General features: G+C 65.0%; 16 protein-coding genes. 9 read left to right on the top strand and 7 right to left on the bottom strand.

Annotated features, from left to right (window positions below; all coding sequences use genetic code 11):
- Window positions 1–37 precede the first annotated feature (37 nt).
- The 3 genes from E4K65_RS38265 to E4K65_RS38275 all read left to right on the top strand — a co-directional run bounded on the left by E4K65_RS38265 (window position 38) and on the right by E4K65_RS38275 (window position 3,058).
- Window positions 38–1,243, top strand: a complete 1,206-nt coding sequence (locus E4K65_RS38265) for an NAD(P)/FAD-dependent oxidoreductase (protein WP_135178496.1) — start codon at window positions 38–40, stop codon at window positions 1,241–1,243.
- A gap of 92 nt (window positions 1,244–1,335) precedes the next feature.
- Window positions 1,336–2,253, top strand: a complete 918-nt coding sequence (locus tag E4K65_RS38270) for an MBL fold metallo-hydrolase (protein WP_135178497.1) — start codon at window positions 1,336–1,338, stop codon at window positions 2,251–2,253.
- A 148-nt stretch (window positions 2,254–2,401) separates the two neighbouring features.
- Window positions 2,402–3,058, top strand: coding sequence for an HAD family hydrolase (locus E4K65_RS38275; protein WP_135178498.1), 657 nt, complete (start codon window positions 2,402–2,404; stop codon window positions 3,056–3,058).
- 20 nt (window positions 3,059–3,078) lie between these two features.
- Here E4K65_RS38275 and E4K65_RS38280 read toward each other — a convergent pair whose 3' ends face one another.
- Both E4K65_RS38280 and E4K65_RS38285 read right to left on the bottom strand, forming a co-directional pair.
- Window positions 3,079–3,810, bottom strand: coding sequence for a cytochrome c biogenesis CcdA family protein (locus E4K65_RS38280; protein ID WP_135178499.1), 732 nt, complete (start codon window positions 3,808–3,810; stop codon window positions 3,079–3,081).
- A gap of 203 nt (window positions 3,811–4,013) precedes the next feature.
- On the bottom strand, window positions 4,014–4,280 hold the full coding sequence (locus E4K65_RS38285; protein ID WP_135178500.1) for a hypothetical protein: 267 nt from the start codon (window positions 4,278–4,280) through the stop codon (window positions 4,014–4,016).
- A 482-nt stretch (window positions 4,281–4,762) separates the two neighbouring features.
- Here E4K65_RS38285 and E4K65_RS38295 point away from each other — a divergent pair, with 482 nt between their 5' ends.
- From E4K65_RS38295 to E4K65_RS38315, 5 genes are all read left to right on the top strand, one after another.
- Window positions 4,763–5,809, top strand: a complete 1,047-nt coding sequence (locus tag E4K65_RS38295) for a LysR family transcriptional regulator (RefSeq protein WP_135178502.1) — start codon at window positions 4,763–4,765, stop codon at window positions 5,807–5,809.
- A 29-nt stretch (window positions 5,810–5,838) separates the two neighbouring features.
- On the top strand, window positions 5,839–6,210 hold the full coding sequence (locus E4K65_RS38300) for a helix-turn-helix domain-containing protein (RefSeq protein ID WP_027546544.1): 372 nt from the start codon (window positions 5,839–5,841) through the stop codon (window positions 6,208–6,210).
- Between the two features lie 404 nt (window positions 6,211–6,614).
- The gene (locus E4K65_RS38305) at window positions 6,615–7,964 is read left to right on the top strand and encodes a L,D-transpeptidase family protein (protein ID WP_135178503.1); all 1,350 of its coding nucleotides are present in this window, start codon (window positions 6,615–6,617) and stop codon (window positions 7,962–7,964) included.
- A gap of 125 nt (window positions 7,965–8,089) precedes the next feature.
- On the top strand, window positions 8,090–8,905 hold the full coding sequence (locus E4K65_RS38310) for an enoyl-CoA hydratase (RefSeq protein ID WP_135178504.1): 816 nt from the start codon (window positions 8,090–8,092) through the stop codon (window positions 8,903–8,905).
- Window positions 8,906–9,010: 105 nt separating this feature from the next.
- Entirely contained in the window at window positions 9,011–9,295 is a 285-nt protein-coding gene (locus tag E4K65_RS38315) for a hypothetical protein (protein WP_135178505.1), read from the top strand.
- A gap of 42 nt (window positions 9,296–9,337) precedes the next feature.
- Here E4K65_RS38315 and E4K65_RS38320 read toward each other — a convergent pair whose 3' ends face one another.
- The 3 genes from E4K65_RS38320 to E4K65_RS38330 all read right to left on the bottom strand — a co-directional run bounded on the left by E4K65_RS38320 (window position 9,338) and on the right by E4K65_RS38330 (window position 12,963).
- On the bottom strand, window positions 9,338–10,417 hold the full coding sequence (locus E4K65_RS38320) for an isocitrate/isopropylmalate dehydrogenase family protein (protein ID WP_027546548.1): 1,080 nt from the start codon (window positions 10,415–10,417) through the stop codon (window positions 9,338–9,340).
- Window positions 10,418–10,550: 133 nt separating this feature from the next.
- Window positions 10,551–11,618: an alcohol dehydrogenase gene (locus tag E4K65_RS38325; protein WP_135178506.1), complete on the bottom strand. Its 1,068-nt coding sequence runs from the start codon at window positions 11,616–11,618 to the stop codon at window positions 10,551–10,553.
- Between the two features lie 148 nt (window positions 11,619–11,766).
- A complete protein-coding gene (locus tag E4K65_RS38330) occupies window positions 11,767–12,963 on the bottom strand; it encodes a CaiB/BaiF CoA transferase family protein (RefSeq protein ID WP_135178507.1) in 1,197 nt (398 codons plus the stop codon).
- 195 nt (window positions 12,964–13,158) lie between these two features.
- On the opposite strand from E4K65_RS38330, the gene glgA reads away from it, so the two are divergent.
- Entirely contained in the window at window positions 13,159–14,574 is a 1,416-nt protein-coding gene (gene glgA / locus E4K65_RS38335; protein WP_135178508.1) for a glycogen synthase GlgA, read from the top strand.
- A 285-nt stretch (window positions 14,575–14,859) separates the two neighbouring features.
- Here the strand turns inward: glgA and E4K65_RS38340 are convergent, their stop codons facing one another.
- Together E4K65_RS38340 and E4K65_RS38345 are read right to left on the bottom strand one after the other, a co-directional pair.
- Window positions 14,860–15,804, bottom strand: coding sequence for an oxygenase MpaB family protein (locus tag E4K65_RS38340; protein WP_167771485.1), 945 nt, complete (start codon window positions 15,802–15,804; stop codon window positions 14,860–14,862).
- Window positions 15,805–15,896: 92 nt separating this feature from the next.
- Window positions 15,897–17,045 (bottom strand): patatin-like phospholipase family protein, encoded by a 1,149-nt coding sequence (locus E4K65_RS38345; RefSeq protein WP_135178509.1) that lies wholly within the window; start codon window positions 17,043–17,045, stop codon window positions 15,897–15,899.
- Window positions 17,046–17,211: the final 166 nt, after the last annotated feature.

Here is a 17,211-nt window from a genome sequence, read left to right on the forward strand (position 1 = left end):
CGCGCCCCGAGCGAACCAAACCCAGGAGTTAAACCACATGCGACTGCTCATCATCGGCGCCGGCTTCGCCGGCATGTACGCCGCCCTCTCCTCCGCCCGCCTGCGCGACATCCACGGCGTTTCGCCTGACGATCTCGAAATCGCCCTGATCGCACCGGAGCCGACGCTGGTGATCCGCCCGCGGCTCTACGAGCCGAAGCCGGAAACCCTGGCGGCACCGCTGCTCGATGTCCTCAAGGCGATCGACGTCAACTACATCCAGGGTAGCGCCGAGACGATCGACACCAAGGCGCAGATGGTGCAGGTCGCCACTCCCAAGGGCACGCGAAAGACCCTGTCGTACGACCGCCTGGTGGTCGCCTCCGGCAGCCGGCTGTTCCGTCCCAACATTCCAGGCCTTGCCGAGCACGGCTTCAGCGTCGACTCGCTCGATGACGCCATCGCGCTCGACAGGCATCTCCACGGTCTCGCCGACCGGCCGGCCGTGAACGGACGCGACACGGTCGTCGTCGCCGGCGGCGGCTTCACCGGCATCGAGGCGGCAACCGAGTTGCCCGCGCGCCTGCACGACATCTTCGGCAAGGATTCCAGAACGCGCGTGATCATCGTCGAGCGCAACGGCGCGATCGCGCCCGACATGGGCGAAGGCCCTCGCCCGCTCATCGAGGACGCGCTGCGCAAGCTCGGCGTGGAGACCCGGCTCGGGGCCGGCGTCACCTCGCTCGACAAATCCGGAGTGACGCTGTCGACCGGCGAACACATCGAAACCGAGACGGTGGTCTGGGCGGCCGGCATCCGCGCCGCGCCATTGACCGCGCAGATTCCCGCCGAGCGCGACAATTTCGGCCGGCTGCTGGTGGATCGCGATCTGCGCGTGCCTGCCGTCGCCGGCGTCTTCGCCACCGGAGATGCCGCGCGCGCCGCATGCGACGACGAGGGCAATTACGCGCTGATGTCGTGCCAGCACGCCACGCGCATGGGCGCCTTCGCCGGCAACAATGCCGCCGCCGAACTGCTGGGCGTTCCGACCAGGCCGTATCACCAGAAGGCTTACGTCACCTGCCTCGATCTTGGCGAAGCCGGCGCGCTGTTCACGCGCGGCTGGGAGCGCAAGGTCGAGATGGTCGGCGACGTCGCCAAGAAGGCCAAGCAGGAGATCAACACGGTCTGGATCTATCCGCCGAAGGCCGAGCGCGCCGCGGCGCTCGCGTCGGCCGATCCAGAACGCGTGACCGACCTCTAGACGCACGAGACGATGACGGCCGCGTTCTCCTGGCTACGCGGCACGCTCAACCAGGACCAGCCAGGAGCCTTATCAGGAAACAGGAGACCAACATGAACCTGCACAACACCTCATATCCCGTGTCATCGGGCCCCGAAGAGCTCGTTCCGTCGCGCTACGCGCTGAAGGTCGGCGACATCGACGTGCTGGTGGTCAGCGACGGCGTGCTGCCGCTGCCAACCACGATGCTGGCCCACAATGCCGCCCCGGCCGAACGTGAGGCCTGGCTGCACGACATGTTCCTGCCACAGGATGCTTTCGACTGGGCGCTGAACGCGGTCATGGTCCGCAGCGGCGGCAAGACCATCCTCATCGACGCTGGACTGGGGTCCGACCCGAACTTGAACCTGCCGCGGGCCGGACAGTTGATCAAGCGACTGGAGGCCGCCGGCATCGATCTGTCGTCCGTGACCGACCTCGTGCTGACCCATCTGCACATGGACCACATTGGCGGGCTGCTCATCGACGGCGTGAAGCAGCGACTGCGCAAGGATCTGCGCATCCACGTGGCGGCCGCCGAGGTCAAGTTCTGGGAGGCGCCCGATTTCTCGCACACCAACATGCCGCAGGGCTTCCCGGACGCGCTTCGCGCGACCGCCAAGCGGTTCGTGAGCGAGTACGGCAGCCAGTTGCGGCAGTTCGATGAGACGCACGAGATTGCGCCCGGCGTCATCGCCCGTCGCACCGGCGGTCATACCCCCGGACACAGCGTGGTCCGCATAGCGTCCGGCGGCGACGCGCTGACCTTCGCCGGCGACGCCGTGTTCGCCGTCGGGTTCGAGCAACCCGAATGGTACAACGGCTTCGAGCACGATCCCGAGGAGGCGGCGCGCGTTCGTATCCACCTCCTGCGACAGCTTGCCGAAACCGGCGAGATGCTGGTCGCCACGCATTTGCCGTTCCCGTCGGTCGGCCGGGTGGCGGTCGACGGCGATGCCTTCCGCTGGGTGCCGGTGTTCTGGGACTACTGATCGCCAATTGAGTTAGGCCGAACCGGGGCGCGTGCTCATGCTGTTGATGAGCACGCGCCCTGATTCAATCAGCCCGGTATGGCCTCCGCCCACCGACCCGGATATAGCGAGAAGCTCCAATGAACCATGTGCCTGGAGCATCGCAAGGATGACCTGTGCAAGTCCCGAACTCATCATCTTCGATTCGGACGGCGTCCTGGTCGATAGTGAGATCATTGCGCTGACCGTCCTTGTCCGGACAGCATCCGAGGAAGGCGTAGCGATCAGCGTGGAAGACGCGATACGTTCGTTCCGAGGGTTGAAAATGACGGAATGCGTGCGCGAAATCGAGCGCCGGTTAGGCCGCAGCGTCCGAGACACTTTCGTCGCCGACGTTCGGCGAGCGACCGCGCTGGCTTTTGATGCCGAACTGAAGCCTGTCGAAGGAATCCATGCAGCGTTGGCTGAAATCACCGTTCCGGTTTGCGTGGCGTCCAACGGACCTATGTCGAAACTCACGCATGCACTCGGATTGACCAAATTGCTGGAGCACTTCGAAGGACGCATCTTCAGTGCGTATGAGGTTGGCTCGTGGAAGCCGGACCCCGGCCTGTTTCTGCACGCCGCGCAAACATTGGGCGCCCACCCCTCACGTTGCGTCGTTGTCGAGGACTCGCTGTCCGGGATTCACGCAGCAAAGGCCGCAGGAATGAGGGTCCTCGGTTTTACCGCAGGTGATCCGGAAATCGAGCGAGAGTTAGCAGCTGTCTGCGACGACCTCTTTGATCGCATGAGCCACCTTCCGGCTTTGCTGCGCATGGAATGATTGCGGCACTCCCACACGACCTACCCGATCGTCTGCAACGCCGGAAACGTCTCGAGCAGCCAGATGCTCACATTCGAGACCGCGCCGGTGAGAAAGCCGATGCCGGTGATCACCATCAACACGCCCATGGCGCGCTCGACATTGACGAGTTGGCCCTTCATGCGCGCGAACAGCGCGGAGAACTGCTCGATCATCAGGGCGGCGATCAGGAAGGGAATGCCGAGGCCCGCGGAATAGACCGCGAGCAGCCCTGCGCCCTTGGTCACCGTGGCTTCGGCTGCGGCGATCGAGAGGATCGCAGCGAGGATCGGGCCGATGCAGGGCGTCCAGCCGAAGGCGAAGGCGAGGCCCATGATGTAGGCGCCCCACAGGCCGACCGGCTTCGGGATCGGCATCCGGCCCTCGCGCATCAAGAGGCCGATGCGCGTCAGGCCGAGGAAATGCAGGCCCATCACGATGATGACGAGGCCGGCGAGGATCGACAGCTCCGCCGACCAGGCCCGGATCAGGCCGCCGATCAGCGAGGCGCTGGCGCCGAGCGCCACGAACACGGTGGAGAAGCCGAGCACGAACAGAAGCGCCGACATCATGATCGCGCGCTTGGAGGCCGATGCCGGCTCGTCGCTCTCGACATGCTCGATCGTCGCGCCCGTGAGATAGATCAGGTAGGGCGGGACCAGCGGCAGGACGCAAGGGGAGAGGAAGCTGACGAGGCCGGCAATCAGGGCCGCCGGGATCGAAACATTTTGCATGATGCAGTCGGAGCCATCTCAGGCGCCGGCGCGGCGCGCGGGAAATGCGCGCGGCCCGGAGCACCGGCTCTGGTGTAGCCGATGCCGGAAAATGCGCAACAGAGGCGCACAAAACCCAGGCTCCTCCCGATGCCGTCCGCAATCACAGATGCGGCATCGGGACGCGCACAAATCTCGCCAAAAAGCGAGACTCGGCGGCGCGGCTACTTCACCACGCGGAGCAGCGGACGCCGGGGCTGGTCCTGCGTCTGCTTGGAGGGGGGGTGCGGTTCGCTTGCAGCGCTCCGCAGCATTTCGTCGCACAATGCCTTGAGATCGGCACTGTCAATTCCTTTGAGTTTCATCCGCACGTCCAGGATGACGATGGACAGCAGCTCGGCCGACTCACGGCTGTTGCACTCGTTGAGCACCCTGCGGCACTCCTCGAGCGTTTCAAGCACCGACTGCAACTGTTCGTCTGAATGCGACACCGGCGTTCTTTCCGTTAATTCGGCCTGTGAGACGTGTTTGTGACGACCCCCTTGGCCCCCATGGAGAACCAAGGATAACACGAGGCCGTTGCGCCTCTGAACATGATTTCAGTGTGTTTCTGCGTTGAAATTGCGGTTCCGGCCAACATTGCCCCGCTACGCCATTGGTCATTGTCGAAATAACGAAGGGTAGAACGCACGATGCGCTGTGATTGATCCGTCCCGGAGGGCGACAACGCCGCTCTCGCAAGGAGATCCATTGCGGACAGCGCCGACAATCCCGCAGCCATTTCGCGGCTCGCAACGGAACTCACGCGACACCCCTCACTCGGGCGAAAGCTTGCCCGATTCCCAGCTCTTGGCCGCACTCGGATACCACCCACGGGTAGTAAGGATGACGTTCAAAACTCGTCACCCCCGCAACCCGCCGTGGTTGTGGTTTGCGCCAGATTCTGCCACTTTAACGACCTGAAGGGAATTGTATGCACTCCTTGGCGGAAAGGGGCGTTCCATTGGAAGAACGCCCAAAGACAAATCTCAGCGGCCTCTCGGATTGGGATGCCGCCCGCATTTTCCTTGAAGTCGTCCGGTGTGGAAGTTTCCGCTCGGCGGCAGAACGCCTGTCGCTGTCGATCAACGCCGTCCGCCGACGGATCGACGATTTCGAGCGCCAGACCGGCACCACCCTTTTCACCCGCGACGTCCACGGCACCCACCTGACTGACGAGGGCACGGTGGTGGTCGCCGCCGTCGAGCGAATGGAGACGGCTGCGTTCGACGTGCTGCGCACCAGCGATTCGACGGCTAACGTCCTGTCCGGCGAGGTCCGCGTCGCCGTGACCGAGGGCCTCGGAACGTTCTGGCTCGCCCCGCGCCTGGTCGAATTCCAGCAAGCCTATCCGAAGATTCTGGTCGACCTGCATTGCGCGATGCGTTCCGCAGACGTCTCCCGCCACGAGGCTGACGTCGCGATTCACCTGTCGCGTCCCTCCGCGCTCGACGTCAAGCTGGTGCGGCTCGGCCGCATGCATCTGATGTTCTGGGCCTCCGAGAAATACATCGAAAAACATGGCGCGCCGCGCTCGGCAATGGAATTGATCAAGCACCGCCTGGTGCTGCAATTCGCCGACCAGCTCGCCGCCAAGGAAACTTTCGAGAGCTTCTTCCCGGGCGTTTCGGAACGTGACCTTCTGGTCATGAAGACCAACGTCTCAAGCGCCAACTACTGGGCTGTCGCGAATGGCGCCGGAATCGGCGTATTCCCAAGCTACGCCGTCGCGCTTGGCGGGAAGTTGATTCCACTGGAGGTCGAGCTGAACAGACCGCTGGATATCTGGTTGTCCTACCATCCCGGTAGCGGCCGGATTCCGCGCGTGCGGCACATGATTGACTGGCTGATCGAAGCCTTCAATCCGGCTCGCTTCCCGTGGTTTAAGGAAGAGTTCGTGCACCCGCATGAATTCAAGGACTCGTATATGGGCGAACCCCTGACCCAGCTCTTCGGGGGATTTTCAACCGAAGAACGGTGAGAACGAACATGAAAACAGCGGCGAAAAGAATGAAGCAGCGCAGTGCCGGCAAGCCGGACATCGAGCTTGGCAAGCGGATCCGTCTGCGCCGCGTCGAGATGAAGATCTCGCAGGCCGAGCTGGGCGAGAAGCTCGGCGTCAGCTTCCAGCAGGTTCAGAAGTACGAGAAGGGCGTCAATCGCGTCGGCGCGGCTCGGCTTCAGCAGATCGCTTCCGCCCTCGACGTGCCCGTGACCTTCTTCTACGACGGCGACAACAAGGCGCGCGAAGTCGAGAGCCTGCTGTTCCTCGATTCGGCCTTCAGCCTCCGCCTGCTGCGCGCCTACAGCAAGATCAAGGACCAGACGGTGCAGCGTCAGCTCGTTTCGCTGATGGAATCGATCGCGGCCAACGAAGCCTGATCTATCGACGGTCTGGCCTTTACGGCCGACGTTCAATCCACCGCGTCACGGGGCGCGGCCGGATTGAACGAGGCCTGCCGGATCGGATCTCCTTGATCAGACTTGGCCTGCGCGCCGTGCGCGCGGCCTCCGTTTCTCGGGGCGGCCTGACCGCCCCTTTTTCTTAGGCTCTTTCCCTGCCCCCACCCGCGGTTTTTGCGAACCCATCCCCACCCTGCCGCGACCCAATCGGGAGGCTCCGCATTGGACGCGCGGGGTTTTCGACTGCCGTGCTTAATGGGACCTCAACATTGAGGCCCTAGCTTCCCGCCGATTTTGCCAATCGGCGCCCGCGGCACGGCGACCTGGAAATTGCCAATGCTAGCGCCCGTCCGGGCCTCGTCCTCAGGGGAAGAACAAGACAGATGTCGACGCGCCATGCCGTGATCATTGCCATGGGCCTCTTCGCCAGCGCTTCCGCGCTCGCGCAGACCGAGACCACGGGCCAGGCCGGCCCCAAGCCGGCAACATCGGGCGGCACCGTGCCGGCCGCCGCCAATCCGGCCCATGCGGCCGCGCCGAAAACCGCCGCGTCGACGTCGGCCTCAACGCCGGAAAGCCGCTCGGCCGCGGCGCTCGCGATGACGCACGAGCCGACCTATGACGAGGGCTCCGCCCAGCGCATCAAGGACGCGGCGCTCAGCTATTCCGATCTCGCGGTGCGCGGCGGCTGGCCGACGATCCCCGCGGACGCCAAATTCGCGCTCGGCGTCCAGGGGGCCAGCGACGAGCTGCTGCGCCAGCGGCTGATCATCTCCGGCGATCTTTCCGCCGACAAGGCGAGCGGCGCCTTCGACCAGGATCTCGCGGACGCGGTGAAGCGTTTCCAGGCCCGCCACGGGCTGGCGCCGACCGGCATGATGACGCCGCGCACGCTCGCGGCGATGAACGTCTCCGTGCAGAAGCGTATCCGGCAGCTGGAGGCTTCGCTCCAGCGGCTCGAGAACATGAATTTCGGCTTCGGCCAGCGCTATGTCGTGGTCAACATCCCCGCGGCCTTCGCCGAAGCTGTCGAGAACGACGTCGTGGTGCGGCGCTATCGCGTCATCGTGGGCAAGACCGAAAGACCCTCGCCGACACTGACGGCCCAGATCACCAGCGTCGTCCTCAATCCGACCTGGACGGTGCCGTCCTCGATCGCCAAGACCGAAATCTCCGCGCATATGCGCAAGGACCCGACCTACCTGTCGCGCATGCACATGGAGGTGCTCGACGCCCACGACGATCCGATCGATCCGCATTCGGTCGACTGGTCGGGCACGCACACGCCGAACTTCACCGTGCGCCAGCACAACGGCACCTTCAACGCGCTCGGCGCGGTGAAGATCGACATGCCGAACGCCTATTCGGTCTACATGCACGACACCAACCAGCGCAATCTGTTCAGCGACGACTACCGTTTCGATTCCCACGGCTGCTCGCGTGTCGACAATGTGCGCGATCTCGCCGCCTGGCTGCTCAAGGACCAGCCGAAGTGGAGCCGCGCCGCGATCGACGCGGAGATCGCCAGCGGTCAGCACCTCGACGTCGCCATGGCCAGGAAGGTGCCGGTGGCCTGGATCTATCTCACGGGGTGGATGACCAAGGACCAGACCGTCCAGTTCCGCAGCGACGTCTATAACCAGGACGAGCAGTTGCTGGAGGCGACCGCCGAAGAGGCGGCGTTCTTCAGCAATGCCGGCAGCCATCCGCTGACCGCGCACATGACGCGCTAGGACTGGCGCAGTAGCCGCCATGCAATCGCGGCACAGGCGGATGCGGAGCCCCTCGCCTCGCCGCGGTTGACCCGGACCTCGGCCCGGCAGCACATTGCGCCTCGCAAATCACAAGCGAGCGCGCGATGCCCGACATTTCCGATGAAGCTCCTTTCGCCGACGGCAAGATCCTCAAGCACGCCGCTGACGGCGTCGGCGTGATCACCTTCAACAATCCCGACAAGCGCAATGCGATGTCGCTGGAGATGTGGGAGGGATTTGGCGAGGCACTGACGGCCTTGCGCGACGACGACGCGGTGCGCGTCGTGATCCTGCGCGGCGCCGGCGGCAAGGCGTTCGTATCCGGCGCCGACATCAGCCAGTTCGAGAAGACCCGGCACAACGCGGCGGCATCCGAGGAATATGCCAAGCGCAGCGCCGCCCAGCGCGCGCTGCTCGCCGACTATCCCAAGCCGACGATCGCCTGCATCCAGGGTTTCTGTCTCGGCGGCGGCATGCAGGTCGCGATGCTCGCCGACATCCGCATCGCCGCGCATGGCAGCCAGTTCGGCATTCCCGCAGCAAGGCTCGGCATCGCCTATGGCTACGACGGATTGCGTCACCTGGTGTCGCTGGTCGGCCCGTCCTGGGCGCGGCTGCTGATGTACACGGGCATGCGCATCGATTCCGCGGAAGCGCTGCGCATTGGCCTCGTCGAGCGCGTGATCCCGGATGATCAACTCTGGGGCGAGACCATGGCGATCGCCAAGACGATCTCGCAGAACGCCCCGCTCGCGATCAAGGCCGCCAAGATCACCATCGCGCAGGTGCTGAAGGACGAAAGCGGACGCGACATGGACGCGATCAAGGCGATCGGCCTTGCCTGCATGGACTCTGCGGATTTTCGCGAGGGCCGGCAGGCCTTCATGGAGAAGCGCAAGCCGCAGTTCCAGGGGCGGTGAAGGTGAACCGGCATTCAGGAAGATTAAATTCCTCTGTCTCCTGCACCGCGATAGCAACCAACTGATCCGTCGCAAGTTCTTCCGCCACCAACGAGGGAGATTGCGATGAAACTCAAGTTTGCTGTTTTTGGCCTGGCTGCCCTGGGCAGCGCCGCGCTCGCGTCAGGGCCAGCGCTCGCGGCGATGCCGAACGGCATTCCGCAGGCCGATCGCGTCGCAAGCGGCCCGGCCGCTGACGTCGATCAGGTGCGCATGGTCTGTAATCAGTGGGGCCGCTGCTGGTGGCGCCCGAACTATTATGGCGCCTACGGCTATTACGGTGGCCCGCGCCGGTACTATGGCGGCCCGCGCCCATGGGGCTGGGGTCACCGCCACTGGCACCGCTGGTGAACGACGAAGGGGCCGCGAGGCCCCTTTTCTTTTGGCATCTGACTACAGCGCCCCCAGCACCGCTTTCGTGATGTCGGCCGTGCCGTTGCTGCCGCCGAACTCCATCGGCTTGATGCCGCCGGCATAGACCTGGTCCACCGCGCGTTCGATCGTCTCGCCGGCTTCTGCCGCGCTCTCGACGCCGTGCTTGTCCGCGAGCCAGTCCAGCATCATCGCCGCCGACAGGATCATGCCGGTCGGATTGGCCTTGCCCTGTCCCATGATGTCGGGCGCGGTGCCGTGGCAGGGCTGGAACACGGCGTATTTGTCGCCGATGTCGGCCGACGGCGCCATGCCGAGGCCGCCGATCAGGCTCGCGGTGATGTCGGAGACGATGTCGCCGAACATGTTCTCCATCACCATCACGTCGAAATCCCAGGGCCGCTTCACCAGCATCGCCGAGCAGGCATCGACATAGAGCCGGTCGGTCTTCACCTCCGGATGCTTCTTCTCGATCTCGTCGAAGATGCCGCGGAAGAAAGCAAAGGCCTTGAACACGTTCGCCTTGTCGACGCAGGTGAGCATTCCCGGCTTGCCGCGCGCCTTGCGGCGTTCGGCGAGGCGAAACGAGAACTCGAAAAGACGCTCGGAGGTCCGGCGCGTGATCACCATGGTCTCGCGCGCGTCCTCATGGGTGACGACGCCCTTGCCCATCGAGGCGAACAGGCCCTCGGTGGATTCGCGGATCACGACGAGATCGATGCCGCGCGTGTCGGCGCCGACGATCGGGCTCGGCACGCCCGGAATGAGCCGCGCCGGCCGCACGCCGGCATAGAGATCGAAGATGAAGCGCAGTTCGATCTGCGGCGCGATCTCGGTATTATCAGGATAACGCACCGACGGCAGGCCGCAGGCCCCAAGCAGGATCGCATCCGCCTCCTCGCACAGCTTGATCGTGCTCTCGGGCATCGACTTGCCGGTGGCGAGATAATTGTTGGCACCGGCCGGCGCCTCGGTGAAGCGGAAGCGCAAATCCGATTTCTGTTCGATCTTGCGCAGCACTTCGATCGCCGGCGCCATGACTTCGGGGCCGATGCCGTCACCGGCGAGCACGGCAATGTGGAAGGCGTTGTTTGCGGACATGGGGGTTCCTAGGTGACGGAAGGTGTGGCCTCGTCATTGCGAGGAGCTCTTGCGACGAAGCAATCCAGACTGCCTCCGTGGAAAGACTCTGGATTGCTTCGCTTCGCTCGCAATGACGAGGATAGAGTATTGATTACGGCGTCAGCACGGTGCGCCCGACCACGGCGCCCTGCTGCAGCTGCACCAGCGCGTCGTTGGCCTTGGCGAGCGGCTGACGCGTCACCGGGATCGGCGGCACGTTCTTCGTCCGCACGAGGTCGAGCAACTCCTGCGTCTCGCGCAAATTGCCGACATAGCTGCCTTGGATGGTCACCGCCTTGATCGGAATCAGCGGCAGCGCCCAGGTCGCGCCGCCGCCGAACAGGCCGACGATGACGAGCTTGCCGCCCTTGGTCAGGCAGTCGAAGCCGAGCTGCGTCGTCGCGGCATTGCCGACGAGGTCGATCACGGCGCGGATCGGTCCGCCCGCCTTCTTCGCAAGTTGCTCTAGCGCGTCCGGCGCCTTGGGATCCACGGTTGCAAGCGCGCCGGCCTTTTCCGCGGCCTCGCGCTTCCTGGCGTCGATGTCGACCATGATCGCGCCCTTGCCGCCCATGGCTTTCAGCAGCGACAGCGCCATCAGGCCGAGGCCGCCCGCGCCGAACATCACGATCGGTGCATCGAAGTGCTGCTCGACCTTCTTCAGCGCGCTGTAGGTTGTGACGCCCGAGCAGGCATAGGGCGCGGCCGAAGCGGGATCGAGCCCTTTGAGGTTCAGCAGATAGCGCGGATGCGGCACCAGCATGTGATCGGAATAGCCGCCGTCGCAATAGACGCCGAGCGAGCGCGGCGTCAGGCACATGTTCTCGTCGCCGCCAAGGCAGGTCGCGCACTTGCCGCAGCCGATCCAGGGATAGACCAGGCCGATATCGCCGAGCCTGAGATCGCCCTGATCGGTCGGCTTCACGTCAGGACCGAAAGCCAGGATTTCACCGACCGTCTCGTGGCCCATGGTCAGCGGCAGATTGATGCCGCGGTCCTTCAGCGACAGCGGCTTGCGGCCATGGCCGAGATCGTAACCGCCTTCCCAGATGTGCAGGTCGCTGTGGCAGACGCCGGCGGCCTTCACCTTGATCAGCACCTGCGTGCCCTGCGGCTGCGGCGTGGCCTCGTCGAACTCCTGCAACGGCGCCTTGAAATCGGCGACCTTGAAACTCTTCATCGGCGTCCTCCCGCATGCTTCTTGTTGTCACGCCACCATGCCATGGCCGGCGAGGCGAGACAAACGCGCACCTGTCTAGTTTATGCCGGCCGATGGTGGCAAGCAGGCCGCGCGCAAGGCCGCATTGCTCGCCGCACCGAGCCCTCCGTCACCCTTGCACGGCCGTTTTGCCTGACGGAATTGACGCATCATCGGCGAGGCCAATCTCCTCGCGCAGCGCATCCGTGTGCTCGCCGAGCGCGGCCATCGTCTTGGCCGGCGTCGTGTCGGCACCCGACATCCGGAACGGCAGGTTGAGAACCTGGAACGAACCGCCCTCATCTTCCACCGACGAGAGCGCCTGCCGATGCGCGAGCTGCGGATCGGCCAGCGCCTCTGACACGGTGCGATAGGCCGAGGCCGGCACGCCGGCCGCGCCGAGCGCGACGAGGCATGCCTCCGTCGAGAGCTGGCGCGACCAGGCCTCGACGCCGTCCATCATGTCGGCCCAGTTCTCGCGGCGCGCGGCGTAGGTGGCGAAGCGCGGATCGGGGATCCAGTCGGGGCGGCCGATCACGCCCATCAAACCCTGAAACGTCTTTTCGCTCGCAATCGTGATCATGACATAGCCATTGGCCGTCTCGGTCGGCCCGAACATCGGGCGCGGCGGCGGCTTCACCGCAAATTGTGAGCTCTGCAACTCGATCACCGTCAGCGTCAGCATCGACTCCAGCATGGAGACGTCGATGTGCTGGCCGAGGCCGGTCACCGTGCGCTGATACAGGGCGGAGACTATCGCGCCAAAACCGTAGGTGCCGGTGACGACGTCGGCGTGGTAGATGCCGCAATAATCAGGCCGGTTGCGGCCGGGCTGGTAGGCAAGATGCGCCATGTCGTAGCCGGAGGCCGCGTGGATCACCGGCGCATAGGCCGGCAGCTCGGCCGAAGGGCCGGTCTGGCCGTAGCCGGAGATCGAGCAGTAGATCAGCTTCGGATTGACCGGACGTATTCTGTCGTAGTCGAGCCGCAGCCGGTGCATCACGCCGGGGCGGAAGTTCTCGACCAGGATGTCGGCGGTCGCGGCCAGCCGGAGGACCGCCTCCCTGCCGTCCTCGGACTTGAGGTCGAGCACGACGCTCTTCTTGCCGACGTTGAGCTGGCCGAACACGGTGCTGCACCCCTTGCGCAGCGGCGGCCGGGTCCGCATCGTCTCGCCGCCGTCGGTCTCGATCTTGATGACCTCGGCGCCCATGTCGGCGAGCATCCGCGTGCAGTGGGGACCGGCGATGGTGGTCGAAAAATCCAGCACCCTGAGGCCGGCGAAGGCCTTTGTCGTCGCCCCCTCATGCTTATCTGCTAGCTGCATGCGTGCTGCGTCTCCTCGGCGTATCCTGGGAACAATCAATGTTCTCTGTTGTTGTGCGCTCGACCGTAGAGGGCGGCGGCTGAGTAGGAAAGGGTTTACCGAACGGAGGCGCTCCGCAGGCGTGCTTGGGAATTCCGGGGCAATTGGACCCGTTCTTGCATAGCAGCAAACTGGATCGGCAAGGGGCAACTGTTCTTGAAGGTCTTGTTCGTTACGACAGAGATGGACGACTTCGTCCGCGTCGGCGGACTTGGAGCCGTTTCCGCTGCCCTCCCCAGAGCCCTTCGCCCCTTTGCCGATATCCGGATCATGTTGCCCGGCTATCGCGACATCATCGAGCAACTCACGCATATTCAGATCGTTGGCCGCTGCCCGTCGTTTGCGGATATGCCGGCCTGCTCGCTCGGCCGGGCCGCGACCAAGGACGGCCTGCCGGTCTACGTGCTGTTGTGCTCGCAACTCTACGACCGGCCCGGCAATCCCTATGGCGACGAGTCCGGGCGCGACTGGCCGGACAACGACATCCGCTTCGCGCGCTTTGCCTCGGCAGCAGCTGAGCTGGCCATGGGCAAGCTGGACAAGAATTGGGCAGCAGACCTGATCCATGCCAACGACTGGCAGGCCTCGCTCGTGCCGGCCTATCTCGCCTGGCGCGGCGCCAAGCTGCCGTCGATCCTGACCATTCACAACCTCGCCTATCAGGGCCTCTTCCCGAAGGACTCGCTGCGGCGGATCGGCGCACCGGAAAGCGCCTTCCACATCGACGGCCTCGAATTCTACGACCAGGTCTCGTTCCTCAAGGCCGGGCTGGTCTACGCCTCGCATCTCACCACCGTCAGCGGCACCTATGCGCGCGAGATCACCACCGCCGAGTTCGGCTGTGGCCTTGAGGGTCTGCTCCGCCTGCGCTCGGACGCCGCTGAGCTGACCGGCATCCTCAACGGCATCGACGAGAGCTGGGACCCGCGCTCCTGCGCGCAGCTCGCCCAGCAATTCGGCGCCGGAGACTGGGTCGGCAAGAAGGCCAATGCCGACTACGTGCGCAAGCAGTTCGGGCTTGCGGTGTCGCGCGGCCCGATGTTCGGCATCGTCGCGCGCCTCGTGCACCAGAAGGGTATCGACCTCGTGCTGTCCGCGGCCGACGAGATCATCGATGCCGGCGGGCAGATCGTGGTCACCGGCTCGGGCGAGCCAGCGCTCGAGCAGGCGCTGATCGACGCGCATCGCCGCCGCCCCGACGCCATCGGCGTTGCGATCGGATTCAACGACGCCCAGGCGCGGCGCATCTTCGCCGGCAGCGACTTCACCCTGATGCCGTCGCGCTTCGAGCCGTGCGGCCTCAGCCAGATGTACGCGCAGCGCTTCGGCTCGCTGCCGATCGGGCACCAGACCGGCGGCCTGGCCGAGACCATCACCGACGGCGAGACCGGCTTTTTGTTCTCAAGACCCTCGCACGAATCCTTCCTCGGCGGTGTCCGCCGGGCCTTCGAGGCCTTCATGGCGCAGGACCAGCTCGACACCATGCGCCGCAGCGCCATGGGACGGTCGTTCTCCTGGAGCATCTCCGCCGGCAGCTACAGCGCACTGTACCGGAAGCTGGCAGCGGTGTGAGGCGCGACGGCGCTTCCACCTACTCCGTCATTGCGAGCGCAGCGAAGCAATCCAGAATCTTTCCGCGGAGACAGTCTGGATTGCTTCGCTGCGCTCGCAATGACGATGCGGGGAGAGCGCGCGCCTCACTCTTCTCTCGTGCCCCGGACGCAGCGCTGCGCTTCTTCAGCGATGCGCTGCAGAGCCGGGGCCCATGTCGCACAGGAGTCCGTGGCCTCTGGGTCCCGGCTCTGCGCCGCAATGCTCACACGTTGCAGCTTGTCCGGGACACGCCGGGAGCGCTTCTTAGCGGCGCGCGTCCATCTGCGGCCGTCCGATCCAGGCGCGGTTGAGGCAGCGGGTTATCCAGTCCGGCTGCAACTCTCCTCGCAGCCGCGCCTGCGCTTCCTGGTAGGGACCGACATAGCGCAGCCTGTCCGGCAATTTCGGATAGACGCGCCTGATCCATTTCATCGCGTTGTCGGCAGCCCTGATATCGCGCTCGTCCAGCTCGAACCCGAAGCCTGCGCGCAACCGCTCCGGCAGCAGGCTTGCCGTGAGCGCGCGATACCATCGCGGCGGACGCAACCACGGACGCGCGCCGTTGAAGATTTGTGTCGCGATCTCGCGCGCGGCCGGACTGACAGTCAATGTTTCCGACTGCGCCATCGCTGCGGTGTAAGCGGCAAAGCCGGACCAGTCCGCCGGCAGGTCGTCCGCCCTCAACCCGAACAAGGCGCCGAACATCCGGCTCTCGGCCCAGTAGCGCTCGCGCTCCGCCGCCGAGAGCCGCGGCAGGACGAGGTCATGCGCCATCAGCGCAGTCTCGACCAGCGTCGCATGCACCCAGCGCAACGACGGAATGTCGTTGGCGCAGTAGCGCGAGCCGGCCGCGAACGGGCCAACGGTCTCGGGCATCTCTCCGACGATCATGCTGTGGCGCCGGTGCAGCTGCCGCGACGACAGCAAGGCACGGTCGAGCGATCCGAACACCATGGCGAAGACGATGTCGAAGGTGCGATGGAAGCGGCCGATCGGATCGGCCAACGTCCGGGAGTGCTCGGCGATGGCGGCAGCGACCCAGGGATGCGCCAATTGCAGCAGCAGCGCGCGGCCGGCGCCGAGGAAGATGACGGCCTCCCGGTCGATCTGCCAGGTCACCGAGGCCGGACCGAACACGCCGGGGACCGGCCCCGCTGCGTCAGCGCGGACCTGATCGAGCGCCGCCTCCAGATCTTTCTCAACGACCACTTGCGAGCCTCGCGACGAAGATGCCGCGATAATAGCCCAGACGGCGCGCGCGTGATATCGTCACGGCCCAAAACAAGTGACGGAGAAGGCCCCTACTCCGCCGCAATCGGCATCTCGTCCATATGCTCGTGCAGCACCACGCCGGCGAGTGGATCGAATTCGCCGATCCACGGCTTTCGTGCGAGCACGGACTTCGTGTGGGCGTAGCCCGCATGCCAGCGCCGCGTAATGCCTGACGGGCTGAAGTCGATGTCCTTGGTATGGGTCTCGCGGTCGAGCTGCGGCGCCAGCAGCCGCACGACGTGCATGCGGGTCGGACAGCCGTAGCTCATCAGCTCCCTCACGGCCGGATCGCTGCGCTCGCTCTCAGGCAGACGCGCGGCGAGCTGGTTGATGACGTGGCGCAGGCGATGGGCCTGCTGCTGGCGGACGATCTGGCTCGCGATCCGGCTGGAATACATCACATCCTTGTGCCGGTTCAGCACCTCCGCCATCGTGGTTGGCTCGGCGCCGACCGGATTCCATAGATGCACGGAGAAGATCAGCGAATCCCTGCGTGGATTATCGTCGAACACCGCTTCCGTCGGCGTGTTCGAGAGGATGCCGCCGTCCCAATAAAGCTCGCCGTCGATGCGCACCGCCGGGAAGGCCGGCGGCAATGCGCCCGAGGCCATGACATGCTTCACCGTCAGCTCGCCGTCGCGGCTGTCGAAATAGCGCATTTCGCTGGTGCCGACATGGGCCGCACCGACCGTCAGGCGCGGCGCGCAGCGATTGGCGAGATCGAAATCGACCAGCTCGCTCAGCGTCTTCTCCAGCGGCGCGGTCGAATAGAAACCGGCGTGATCGGCGCCCAGCGGATAGGAATCCCCGGCATGCGCCAGCGGGTTGGGCCGGAAGAAGCCGGGAACACCGTGGGTCACGGTCGACCAATAGGCGAGCTTCTCGTTGAAGTCGGGAAACGCAGTGCGCCAATTCCAGACCGGATTCTGCTCCATCCGCTTCCAGAATTCCTTCAGGCGCGCCAGCCGATGCTCCGGCGCGTTGCCCGCGATCAGGCTCGCATTGATGGCGCCGATCGAGGTGCCGATGATCCAGTCCGGCTCGATGCCGGCCTCGTGGAGCGCCTGGTAGACGCCGGCCTGGTAGGAGCCAAGCGCGCCGCCGCCCTGAAGCACGAGGACGACCTGACCCGGCAGGTCCATGCTCTTTCGTTGCCCGTTGTCCTGCATGCCGTTCATATCTTGCTCCTGTCGAGCCTATGGTTATCATTCGTCAGGTGTAAGGCCATTGTTTCGTCCTGCCGTTCTCGGCGATTGTCGGTCGTTTTGGAAATGCCGGTTGGCTTCCGAAACCATACGCACGCGCTATCGCCGCCAGGATATCATTCCCTGTCCCGATCGGTTA

The organism is Bradyrhizobium niftali (assembly GCF_004571025.1).
GTDB lineage: Bacteria > Pseudomonadota > Alphaproteobacteria > Rhizobiales > Xanthobacteraceae > Bradyrhizobium > Bradyrhizobium niftali.